General features: G+C 68.4%; 9 protein-coding genes and 2 tRNA genes. 1 reads left to right on the forward strand and 10 read right to left on the reverse strand.

What is annotated here, in order from left to right:
* Positions 1-2: 2 nt before the first annotated feature.
* The 5 genes from E5A74_RS02675 to E5A74_RS02695 all read right to left on the reverse strand — a co-directional run bounded on the left by E5A74_RS02675 (position 3) and on the right by E5A74_RS02695 (position 3,565).
* On the reverse strand, positions 3-860 hold the full coding sequence (locus E5A74_RS02675) for a sigma-70 family RNA polymerase sigma factor (protein ID WP_240699607.1): 858 nt from the start codon (positions 858-860) through the stop codon (positions 3-5).
* Complete coding sequence (locus E5A74_RS21195; protein ID WP_135982563.1) at positions 857-1,321, reverse strand: carboxymuconolactone decarboxylase family protein; 465 nt, start codon at positions 1,319-1,321, stop codon at positions 857-859. The genes E5A74_RS02675 and E5A74_RS21195 overlap by 4 nt, the downstream gene beginning before the upstream one ends.
* Positions 1,322-1,630: 309 nt before the next feature.
* Positions 1,631-2,683: a Leu/Phe/Val dehydrogenase gene (locus E5A74_RS02685; RefSeq protein WP_135982565.1), complete on the reverse strand. Its 1,053-nt coding sequence runs from the start codon at positions 2,681-2,683 to the stop codon at positions 1,631-1,633.
* Positions 2,684-2,740: 57 nt separating this feature from the next.
* A tRNA-His gene (locus tag E5A74_RS02690) sits at positions 2,741-2,817 on the reverse strand.
* 16 nt (positions 2,818-2,833) lie between these two features.
* Entirely contained in the window at positions 2,834-3,565 is a 732-nt protein-coding gene (locus E5A74_RS02695; RefSeq protein ID WP_135982567.1) for an ATPase, T2SS/T4P/T4SS family, read from the reverse strand.
* A gap of 111 nt (positions 3,566-3,676) precedes the next feature.
* Between E5A74_RS02695 and E5A74_RS02700 the strand changes: the two genes are divergently transcribed.
* Positions 3,677-4,360 carry a prolyl hydroxylase family protein gene (locus tag E5A74_RS02700; protein ID WP_135982569.1) on the forward strand — a complete coding sequence of 228 codons (684 nt, stop codon included), beginning with the start codon at positions 3,677-3,679 and terminating at the stop codon, positions 4,358-4,360.
* 59 nt (positions 4,361-4,419) lie between these two features.
* Here E5A74_RS02700 and E5A74_RS02705 read toward each other — a convergent pair whose 3' ends face one another.
* The 5 genes from E5A74_RS02705 to E5A74_RS02725 all read right to left on the reverse strand — a co-directional run bounded on the left by E5A74_RS02705 (position 4,420) and on the right by E5A74_RS02725 (position 10,824).
* A complete protein-coding gene (locus E5A74_RS02705; RefSeq protein WP_135982571.1) occupies positions 4,420-7,200 on the reverse strand; it encodes a TonB-dependent receptor domain-containing protein in 2,781 nt (926 codons plus the stop codon).
* An 85-nt stretch (positions 7,201-7,285) separates the two neighbouring features.
* Positions 7,286-8,884 carry a hypothetical protein gene (locus E5A74_RS02710; protein ID WP_135982573.1) on the reverse strand — a complete coding sequence of 533 codons (1,599 nt, stop codon included), beginning with the start codon at positions 8,882-8,884 and terminating at the stop codon, positions 7,286-7,288.
* A 195-nt stretch (positions 8,885-9,079) separates the two neighbouring features.
* Entirely contained in the window at positions 9,080-10,330 is a 1,251-nt protein-coding gene (locus E5A74_RS02715; protein WP_135982575.1) for a metal-dependent hydrolase family protein, read from the reverse strand.
* A gap of 58 nt (positions 10,331-10,388) precedes the next feature.
* Positions 10,389-10,463, reverse strand: a tRNA-Val gene (locus E5A74_RS02720).
* Positions 10,464-10,551: 88 nt separating this feature from the next.
* The gene (locus E5A74_RS02725) at positions 10,552-10,824 is read right to left on the reverse strand and encodes an HU family DNA-binding protein (protein WP_029935284.1); all 273 of its coding nucleotides are present in this window, start codon (positions 10,822-10,824) and stop codon (positions 10,552-10,554) included.
* Between the last annotated feature and the right edge of the window lie 64 nt (positions 10,825-10,888).

A 10,888-nucleotide genomic window follows, 5' to 3' on the forward strand; every position in this document is an offset into this window, starting at 1 on the left:
CCCTAGTGCAGCGCGCCGAGATGCTCGAGCTTGTCGGGGTTGCGCATGATGTAGATCGCCTCGATGCCGTTGGCGCCGATCGCCAGCGCGGTGGTCTGGAGCACGCCGCCGGGCTCGATGGTGACGAAGCCGGGCAGACCGTTGATCGTCGCGAAGCGCACGACCTGCGACATCTCCTTCGCGAAGAAGCGCGCGAGCGAGCTGTGCAGCTTGAGCATGTCGTCGACGCCGTGGATCGGCTTGAGCCCGGCATGGACCTTGCCGCCGCCGTCCGAATAGAGAGACACGTCGGCGGCGAGCAGCGAACGCAGCGCACCCATGTCGCCGCTCCGCGAGGCGGCGAAGAAGGCGGCGGCGATTTCCTGCCCCTTCTCCTTCGGCACCGTCGAGCGCGTCCTCGCGCCGCGGACATGCGTCCGCGCCCGGCTGGCGAGCTGGCGCGCCGCCGCCGTGTCGCGCCCGATCGTCTCGGCGATCTCCTCGAACGGTAGCCCGAACACGTCGTGGAGCAGGAACGCCGCGCGCTCGAGCGGAGTCAGCCGTTCGAGCGCGAGCATCAGCGGCAGGGTGACATCGTCGGCCTCCTCCGTTTCCTCGACCACCGGCTCGGGCAGCCATGGCCCGACATAGGTCTCGCGCCGCGCCCGCGCCGATTTCAGCTGGTCGAGGCACAGGCGGGTCACCACCCGGCGCAGGAACGCCTCGGGCTCGCGGATCGCGGCGCGATCGGCCGCCATCCAGCGCAGGAACGCGTCCTGCACCACGTCCTCGGCGTCCGCGACCGAACCCAGCATGCGATAGGCGATGCGGGTCAGCCGCGGACGCAGCGGATCGAACGAAGTGGCGGCGTCGTCGCTCACGCGGCCTGCTGCGTGTGCGCGGGGCGCGCGTCGTAGAACAGGTCGAAGCCCACCGCGATGCGGTTCCACCCGTTGATCGCGTTGATCATCAGCGTCAGCTGCACCTGCTCCTCCGCGGTGAACTCGGCCGCGAGCGCATCGTACACGGCCTGCGGCGCCCGTGCGCTCGATACCAGAGTCAGCGCGTCGGTCCATGCCAACGCCGCGCGCTCGCGCGCCGAGAACACCGGCGCCTCGTGCCAGGCGCCGAGCAAATAGATGCGCTGCTCGGTCTCGCCGGCCTTGCGCGCATCGGCGGTGTGCATGTTGAGGCAATTGGCGCAGCCGTTGATCTGCGAGGCGCGGATCTTGATCAGCTCGAGCAGGCTGTGCTCGAGCGCCGGCGCGATCTTGAGCGACATATCGAGCCACGCCTTCATCTCGGCGGGCGCGGCGGCGAAGGGGTCGAGGCGTGCAGTCATGGTCGGTCTCCTTGGTTCACGGAGACATGACGAGACAGCGCCCGCGGATGTGACATGGGAGGGCAATTTTTTTCGCGCTAGCGGAAACCGGGACCGCCTGCCCCACGCCTCGCGCCAGCGGCGCGAGACCTCGGCTTTCGCCGAGGCGACGACCGAGGTTCAAAAACCTTCGTCACCCCGGCCTCGTGCCGGGGTCCACCGCTCGCCAGGCGATGTCCTCTCCCCTCCTGCGACTTCCCGCGCCGCATCGTGGCCCCCGGCACAAGGCCGGGGTGACGGTCGGAATTCAGGGGAAGGTCCCCGGGTGAATCAGCCCCGCCCGATCAGCCGCTGGGCGATGCGATCGGCGACTTCGCTCTCGGGATCGCCGGTGCGGTCGCTTTCGTCCCACACCTCGATCAGCCGCTCGGGGATCTTGTCGACCCGGCCCTGGACCTCGGCCATGTTGCCCTGGCCGAGATATTCGAGCCCGACATTGATGATCCCGCCGGCGTTGATCACGTAATCGGGGGCGTAGAGGATGCCGCGGTCGTGGAGCCGCGCGCCATCGGCGCGGGTCGCCAGCTGGTTGTTCGCGCCACCGGCGACGACCCTGGCCTTGATCGCCGGGATCGACGCCTCGGTGAGGATCGCGCCGAGCGCGTTCGGGCTGAACAGATCGGTGTCGCGCGTCAGGATGTCGGCCGCGTCGACCGCTTCGGCGCCGAGCTCCGCCGCGAGCGCCTTCGCGCGTTCGGCGTTGACGTCGGCGAGGACCAGCTTCGCGCCGTCCTTCGCCAGCAGCCGGGCGAGTCCGCCGCCGACCGAGCCGACGCCCTGGACCGCGACGCGGACGCCCGCCATCGAATCGACGCCGAGCCCGCGCTTCGCCGCCGCCTTGACGCCCAGATAGACGCCGCGCGCGGTGATCGGGCCGGGATCGCCGCCCGCCCCGCCTTCGGCGACGGGGAGGCCCGAGACGTGGCGCGTCTGGGTCGCGACGACCTTCATCCGCTCCTCGGACATGCCGACATCCTCGGCGGTGACGTAGCGGCCGCCGAGCGATTCGACTGCGCGGCCGAACGCCTCGAGCTGCGCGGTGGTGACGGTGGCGCCGGGCTGGTTGGCGAGGATGACGCCCTTGCCGCCGCCGAGCGGCAGATTGGCCATCGCGTTCTTGTAGCTCATCCCGCGCGAGAGGCGCAGCGCGTCGGTGATCGCGGCGCGGTGATCGGCATAGTGCCAGAAGCGCACGCCGCCGGCAGCCGGACCGAGCTTGCTCGAATGGATCGCGATGATCGCGCTCAGCCCCGATTCGCGGTCGCTGAAGAGATGGACGCCCTCATGGTCGTCGAAATCGGGAAAGCCCCAGTCCGTTATCACGCGTCAGATTCCTGCGGCGATGCCGCCCGTCGTCCGGCGCGAGCGGTCGTGGGAGAATGGGGCGACCGACGGGACTTGAACCCGCAACTTCCGGCATCACAAGCCGGCGCTCTAACCAATTGAACTACGGTCGCCGTGGAGGATGGCCGCTTAGCGAGCGCTTTCGCGAAGCGCAAGATCATTGCGTGACGCCGCGACGGCATGTTCGGGCGCGAGGACGCCGTCGCGCGCCAAAGCACGCGCCGCCGAGGCAAAATTCGGCGCGGAAAGAAAGGCATGGCGCGCGAGCAGCGGCGCATCGGCGCCGTCGTAGATCAGCCGCCGCATCGCCGGATCGATCTCGACTCCCTCGAAGATCCGCACCGCATCGCCCTGCCCGCTGCCGCTGCAGCCGTCGCAGCCGGGCGCCGACCAGAGAATCGCGCCGGGATCGAGCCCGAGCAGCGCCGCGGTCGAGCCAAAGGCCTGGATCGGCCGCCGGCAGGCGCGGCACAGCCCGGGCGCGATTCGCTGGGCGATCACCAGCCGCAGCGCCGCGGCGAGCGCGAAGCGATCGGGTGCCAGCCGGCGCAGCGCGAGGATCGTGCCGACCGCGTCGCCGTCGTCGAAACAGGCGAGCACCAGCCCGCGATCGGCGGCTTCGACGGCGTGGCTGGCGGCAATGCGATCGCCGATGCCGCTCGCCAGCGGAATGGCATAGCGATGGTGGAGCGCGGTCGCGGTCTCCGCCGCGCCGGGACCGGCGATGGCGATCAGCCCCGTCGGGCGATCGGCGGCGCGCTCGATCGCGGCGGCGAGCCGGGCGGGCACGTCGAGCAGCGCCAATGCGTCGAGCCCCGTCGGAGACGGCGATTGGGCTTCGAGCTGGGTGTCGACGGCCATCGCGCTTCGCCTGCCTGCGCAATGTGACGGCTTGCTTGCGCTTTTGTTACGACAGCAGCGCAAGCGCCGCGATACTGGCGAAAAGCCGCGGGATTTGGCAGAATCGGCGCGATGCAGACGCTTTCCGCCGCTCCGTTCGCCGACTTGCCCAATCTCGGCCCCGGCCATCCCTCCGAGCCGATCATCGCGCACATCCTCGCCCAGCCGGGGATCCAGCGCGTGCCCAACCCCAAGGTCGCGATGTTCATCGGCAAGAAGTTCATCGCGCCGGAAATGTGCGAAAAGCTGATCGCGCAGATCGACGCACGCCGCCGGCCCTCGACGATCGCCGATTCGAACGGCGACTATGCCTTCCGCACCAGCGAGACCTGCGATCTCGATCCCGACGACCCGCTGGTGATCGCGCTCAAGCGGCGGATCATCGCGCTGACCGGGCTCGACCCCGCGCATGCCGAGCCGATGCAGGGGCAGCGCTACGAGGTCGGCCAGGAGTTCAAGGCGCACACTGATTATTTCGAGCCCTCGGGCGCCGACTATGCGAAATATTGCAGCGTCGCCGGGCAGCGCACCTGGACGGTGATGCTCTATCTCAACGATGTGGAGGCAGGCGGCGTCACGCGCTTCAAGGCGATCGACAAGATGGTCGAGCCCGAGACCGGCAAGATCCTCGCCTGGAACAATCTACGCGCCAACGGCACGCCGAACCCGTCGACGATCCACCATGCGATGAAGGTGCGCGCGGGAACCAAATATGTGATCACCCAGTGGTTCCGCGAGCGGCCCTGGGGCTGGTGACATAGAAAAGGGCCCCGGCGGACGTCCGTCCGCCGAAGCCCCATCCCCCTTTTAACCGATCAGAAGGTCGCGCTGAGACCCAGCGTGAACACCCGGCCGACATTGTAGCGGTTGATGTACACCACGCTGTCGTTCGAGAAGGTCTGGCTCTCCTCGAAGCGCGTGCCGAGCAGGTTGCGCCCCTCGAGCTTGAGCTCGAACTTGCCGCCGCCGACCTCGAAGCCCTGCCGCGCGACGATATCGAAGCGGATGCCCGGATGCTCGATGATGTCGGGCTGGAAGCCCTGACCCGACAGGTTCGAAGGCCCGCGATTGGTCACGCGGTCGCTCGCATAGTTGAACAGGAAGGTCAGCTGCGAGAGCCGCGCGGTGTCCTCGAGGCCCAGCTGGACATTGACGAGGTGATCCGACTGGCCGGTGAGCGGCGCGCCGTCGCGGAACTGCAGGCTCGCCGGACCGAAGCCCGCCGAGCAGCCGCCGATCGTTTGGTTGAGCACGTTCGGCACGCAGCTGTCGTCGGCGGTGATCGACGAATGCGTGTAGGTGTAGTTCGCGATCACCACCGCACGGCGCGTCGCGAAGAAATCGCCCCCCACCCAATCGAGCGGGAAGTATTTCTGCACCTCGACCTCGGCGCCGTAGAGCTTCGCCTTGGGCAGATTGGTGAAGCCGGTCTGCAGGCGATCGTCGGCGCCGGTGTAGAAGCCGACCTGCTCGATCGGATTCTTGATCTTCTTGTAGAAGCCGGCGAGCGTGAAGCGCTGGTCGCGCGCGAAGAACCACTCGTAGCGCGCCTCGAAATTGTCGAGCTGCGAATCCTGGAGCAGCGGGTTGCCGAAGAACAGGCGATCCGAGTCCGGATCGCGGAACTGCTGCGGGGCGAGCTCGCGGAACTGCGGCCGCGAGATCGTCTTGGCGAAGCTGCCGCGCAGCTGCATGTCCTCGGCGAAATTCCAGGTGAGCGTCGCCGCGGGCAACCAATAGTCGTTGTTCAGACCCGTCGTGGTGGTGCCGATCGGCGTCACGAACTGATCGGCCTTTTCATAGCGGACGCCGCCGACGGCGCGCACGCTGGTGACCGGCTCGACTTCGGCCTGGACATAGCCGCCATGGATGCGGAGGCCCGCATCATAGGCATAGGCACCGAGCGGCGTGTTGAACTGCAGCTCGACCGTGCACGCGCCCTGCCCCTGTTGCGGGCAGGCGTTGTTGACCACATCGGGGCTCAGCAGGAAGTCGGGCCGGTACAGGCTGTACGGATAGCCGATCGAGGTGCCGCCGCCGGCGCTGGTCTGGTAGTTGAACTGCAGGCGCCGCGAGAAGCGCTTCGTGTCCGAATAATAATAGCCGGCCGACAGCGTCGCGATGTTCGGCAGCTTGTACGAGAGATCGGCCTGCCCGCTCCACAGATCCTCGTTGAGATCCGAGAAGATGATCGAGGCGAAGGGCGAGAAGCGCTGGGTGACCTGATAGGCGCCGGCGCACTGGAAGCCGCCCGCACCGTTGAGGCCGTCATTGACGATCGGGGCGCCCTGCGCGGTCGAGGTCGTGCAGAGATAGTCGAACTGGCGCTCGTACGGCGCGTCGCGTTTCGAATTGGCATAGGCGCCGCGCACGTCGAGATGCAGGTCGCCGAAGCGGAACTCGCCCACCGCCTGGCTTTCGAACAGCTGGCGTTCGAACCAGTTGGTGTTCTGCTGGAAGCGCAGGCCGCTGGCGTTGTTGTACACCTCGGCGGCCGAGCCGCGCGCCTGCTTGAGCACGTCGCGGATATAGACGTTGGTCCAGCGGATCTTGTTGTCGCCGAACGAATAGCCGAGCCCGATCAGCGCGTTGCCGACGATCCGGTTGTCGGTGAGCAAGGTGCGGAAATCGTTGCGGATCGCGCCGGTCTCGGTGACGCTGTCCTGCTGGGTGATCGAGCGGGTGCGCCACGTGTTGCTGTAGCCGACCGAGGTGATCAGGCCGAGCTGATCGCTGCCGATGTCGAAATTGACGCCGGTGCTGAGCTCGGCGGACCAGTTGGCGGGCAGCTGGTGGTTGGCCTGCATCAGCGTCGTCGACGCGTTCGAGAGCTGAAGCACCTGCGAGGCGGGGATCAGGCCCGAGCCGTCCGGCGCGTTGCGGATGAAAGCCGGAACATTGCGCGTGTTCTTGTCGAAGCCGAGCCAGTCGGTGCTGCTGCCGTAATAGGTGTAGCCGAGCTCGCTGGTGGTGACATCGTCGGCCGAGATCGAGCCGCCGATCGTGACGAAATCCTTGTCGGGGATCGCCTTGGTGGTGAGGTTGACCACGCCGCCGCCGAATTCGCCGGGATAGTTGACCGAATAGGTCTTCTGGACGAGCGCCGAGCCGACGATCGTGGTCGGGAAGATGTCGAGCGGCACCGAGCGGCGCAGCGGCTCGGGGCTGGGCAAGGGCGAGCCGTTGAGCATCGCCAGCGAATAGCGATCGCCGAGGCCGCGGACATAGACGAAGCCGCCGCCGACGACGCTGAGGCCGGTGACGCGGGTGAGCGCGCCGGCGATGTCGCCTTCGCCGGTGCGGGCGATGTCCTCAGTCGACAGCACCGAGACGATCTGCGGGGTGGCGCGGACCGTGTTGGGGATGTGACGGCCGGTGACGACGATGTCCTGAATGTCGCCGGTATCGACGCCGGGCGCCGAAACCTCGACATCCTGCTCCGGCGGGGCGGCCTGGTCCTGGGCGGGATCACCGGACTGCGGAGTCGCGGCGGGCGCCGGCTCGGTCGTGCCGCCGGCGGTCTGCGCGAGCGCGGCCGGAGAGACGAGTTGAGACGTCAGGAGAAGGAGCGTGGCATAGGCTAGGCGTCGCTGCATGGCCGTGTCATCCAGTCAGTTAGTACGAGCAATGCCGGGGCGGCGGATCACCACCGCCCCGACCTGGTTGAGGTCCCGGCGAGCCTCAGCGGCCCTGGCAGCTGAAGTAGACCGAGTTGAACACCGGCGGGCCCTGATCCTGCAGCGCAGCGTTGGCCGGACGGATCGTCGAGCGGTCCGCCGCGCTGGTCTCGCCGGCGATCATGTTGACGCAGGCGACGTTGGCCGGGGTCTTCACGATGCCGTTGACGAAGGTGAAGTCCGCGCCGCCGCGCAGGCGGATCGCCGCCGGCGCATTGGCCGTCTCGATGAAGGTGAAGTTGGCGTAACGACCCCAGGTGCGCGGGATCAGATCTTCGGCACCGTTCGAGTCGATCTCGGTCGAGAACGAGTCGGCGGTGGCGCCCGAGACCTTCTGGGCCGCGATCATGAACTGGATGAAGCCGCGCCAGCCATTGTCGACGTCGAAGCCGTCGTCATCGGCGCCGGTCACCGCGATGTACTTGATGTTGGTGGTGCCGCCGAAGATCTCGATGCCGTCGTCGGCCGAGTTGTGGCTCTGGATGTGATCGAGCACGGTGCCCGAGCCGGTCGCGCCGAGGGTCAGGCCCTGCAGCTCGTTGCCGTCCGAGATGGCGATGCCGCTGTAGCGGATCTGGACGTACGACATCTGGCCGCTGCTGTCGGCCTCGTTGGTGCCGCCGTAGAAGCGGCCGGTGACGCCTTCGATCGCCTGCTGGCAGGGCGTGCCCGACGAACCGCCGGTGCCGGCGGCGCAGACCGCGGTGGTCGAGCGGCCGAGCAGGATGATGCCGCCCCACTGACCCTGTGTCGAATCGCTGACGCCGTTGTTGGCGAGGTTCTGCTGCGACGTGAAGATGATCGGCGCGCTGCGCGTGCCCACCGCCTGGATCTTGCTGCCGCGGTTGACGAGCAGCAGATCGTTGGTCGGCTCGGTCGAGTCGGCGGCGATCACGACGCCCGCGGCGATCGTGAGGGTCACGCCGGCGCCGCCGGTGGCGCCGAGGTCGGTGCCGATCTCGGTCTGGCCGCGCAGGCGATAGAAGACGCCGGCGATCTTGGGCAGCGTGAGATCGGTGGTGACGGCGGCCGGGATGCGGCAGGCGCGGAAGGTCTGGACGAGGCCGTCATCGATCGTGCCGGTGGGGCAGGCAGCGGCCGAACCGCCGGTGCCGACCGCGGGAACCGCGGTGCAGGCGAGGCTGGCGCCGCCGAACTGCGCCGTGCTCGAGTTGCAGGTCCATTCCTGGAACGAGGTGTCGGTCGGGCCGTTGAGCGCGCCGACATAGTTGGTGCTGGTGAAGAACGCATTGAGCGCCGAGGGATCGGCGGCCGTCGTCGCCGAGCTGGCGGTCAGCGGATAGATGCCGTTGAGCACGTTGGTGCCGCTGACATTGTTGTTGGTGCCGGCGTTGACGACGGCGAGCTGCTCGTCGGCGGTGATGCTGAGGCCGGCCTGGGTGGTGACCGCCGCGAACTGCGCAGCCGTGATCGGCGCGGTCGGCGTCGGCGTGGGGCTCGGGCTCGGCGAGGGGGTCGGGGTCACGATCACGACGCTGCCCGCTCCCGGCGAGGCGACATTGTCCGCACCGTTGCAGGCGGAGAGCGCCGCAGAGGCGGCCGTCGTCATAAGGATGAGGCTGAGGCGTTTGAAGCTGGCCATAAAGTCTCCGTTCCGGCGGGATGCCGGGTTGCGCGGGATGGGCGAATGGACGGGATCGACTCGGTTCCCCCTGCCGATCTCGAACGCTGCGCTAGGAGGCTTGCGTGACGTCTCGGCGAGAATCCGGAGACTCTTGCGAGACACTGAAATGACAGTCCGGTGACATGTTGCAGCCGCGCAACAACCGGCAGGACGTCAGGGTGCGCGGACGATCGCGCCGTTTTGCACTACGAGCCGGACCTTGCCGAGCGCCATCGGATCCGCGACGGGATCGCCCGCCACTGCGACGAGATCGGCGAGGCGTCCCGGCGCGATCGTGCCGATGCGATCGGCGAGGCCGAGGATCGCGGCGTTGCCCGCGGTCGCCGCGCGCAGCGCCTCGCCGGACGCCATGCCCCACACCGCCATCAGCGCGATCTCGCGGGCATTGTCGCCATGCGCGAACACGCCGGTGTCGCCGCCGACGCACAGCGCGACGCCCGATTCGCGCGCCGCGGCATAGCTGCGCCGCTTCGCGCGAATCGCCTCGGGCTCGGGCGCGGCGCCGTTCCAGCCGGCATAGCGCGCGATCGCATCGCTGGCGGCGAGCGTCGGACAGAAAGCGACGCCATGCGCCCGCATCAACCGGAAGATCTCGGGCGTGCCGTCATTGCCGTGCTCGATCGTGTCGGCGCCGGCGAGCGTGGCGCGGCGCATCCCTTCGGGCGTGCTCGCATGGACCGCGACCTTGCGCCCGGCATCGTGCGCCGCGGCGATCCCTGCCTTCAATTCCTCGAGGCTGAACGTCGCGCGGCTCGGCTCGCCCGGCCCCCAGCGATAATCGGCGTAGAATTTCACCCAGTCGGCGCCGTGCGCGATCTGACGGCGCACCGCGGCGACGACATCGTCGACGCCGCTGACTTCCTCGGCGCCCTGTGGAACGTCGAAGGCATAGCCCTTGGGGCCATAGGCGCCAGTGGCGACCAGCGCGCGATTGGCGATCAGCAGCCGCGGGCCGGGGACGATATGCTGCGCGATCGCGGCCTCGAGCCCGGCATCGGCGTCCCCTGCCCCTTCGGTGCCGAGATCGCGCACCGTGGTGAACCCCGCCATCAGCGTCGCACGGGCATGCGCGACCGCGCGCGCGGTGCGCAGCGCGAGCGGCTCCTTGATCAGCTGATCGTTCCAGCTGGCTTCGTCATAGGGGTGCAGGAAGAGATGGACATGGAGGTCGATCAGCCCGGGCAGCAGCGTCATCCCCGGCAGGACGAGCGTGCGCGCCCCCGCCGGCGCGACGATATCGGGGCCCACCGCGACGATCCGATCGCCCGCGACGAGCACCTTCCAGCCGGGGCGCGACGCGGCGTCGGTGGCGGTGAACACCCGATCGGGCACGAGCAGCAGCGACTGCGCCGCCGCCGCGAGCGGCGTCGTCAACAGCACGACCAGCCAGAGCAGCAGACGCATCGGGACCTCCCGGAAACGAAAAAGCCCGCCGATCGCGGGACCGGCGGGCTTCTCTACATGGTGGGCGCGGCAAGGATTGAACTTGCGACCCCTGCGGTGTGAACACAGTGCTCTACCACTGAGCTACGCGCCCATTGGCCCGGAGGCCGAAACGGGAAGCGGGCCTTTAGGCGGTGCGGGGTGCGCTGTCCAGCCCCTTGCAGCCCGGCTTTCCCGGTGGATCAGTTGACCGAATCCTTGAGGCCCTTGCCGGCCTTGAACTTGGGCTGGTTCGACGCCTTGATCGTCATTTCCTCGCCGGTGCGCGGGTTGCGGCCGGTCGAGGCCTTGCGCTTGCTCACCGAGAAGGTGCCGAAGCCGACGAGGCGAACCTCGTCGCCCTTTTTGAGCGCGGCCGAGATCGCGTCGAATACCGCCTCAACGGCCTTGGTGGCGTCGCCCTTGCCGAGGCCGGAGGTGTCGGCGACCGTCCCGATCAGCTCTTGCTTGTTCATGCTGGTGGATTCCCCCTCTTGAGTGCGTCAGTGCGTCGATAAAGTGAGTCGCGGCGGCGGGCCG

It is taken from the genome of Sphingomonas naasensis, assembly GCF_004792695.1.
Taxonomy (GTDB): domain Bacteria; phylum Pseudomonadota; class Alphaproteobacteria; order Sphingomonadales; family Sphingomonadaceae; genus Sphingomonas; species Sphingomonas naasensis.

Excerpts from the sequence above, each read along its gene's own strand:
- E5A74_RS02715 (WP_135982575.1), bottom strand. The coding sequence starts at position 10,330 with ATGCGTCTGCTGCTCTGGCTGGTCGTGCTGTTGACGACGCCGCTCGCG.
- E5A74_RS02705 (WP_135982571.1), bottom strand. The coding sequence starts at position 7,200 with ATGCAGCGACGCCTAGCCTATGCCACGCTCCTTCTCCTGACGTCTCAA.
- E5A74_RS02695 (WP_135982567.1), bottom strand. The coding sequence starts at position 3,565 with ATGGCCGTCGACACCCAGCTCGAAGCCCAATCGCCGTCTCCGACGGGG.
- E5A74_RS02725 (WP_029935284.1), bottom strand. The coding sequence starts at position 10,824 with ATGAACAAGCAAGAGCTGATCGGGACGGTCGCCGACACCTCCGGCCTC.
- E5A74_RS02710 (WP_135982573.1), bottom strand. The coding sequence starts at position 8,884 with ATGGCCAGCTTCAAACGCCTCAGCCTCATCCTTATGACGACGGCCGCC.
- E5A74_RS21195 (WP_135982563.1), bottom strand. The coding sequence starts at position 1,321 with ATGACTGCACGCCTCGACCCCTTCGCCGCCGCGCCCGCCGAGATGAAG.
- E5A74_RS02700 (WP_135982569.1), top strand. The coding sequence starts at position 3,677 with ATGCAGACGCTTTCCGCCGCTCCGTTCGCCGACTTGCCCAATCTCGGC.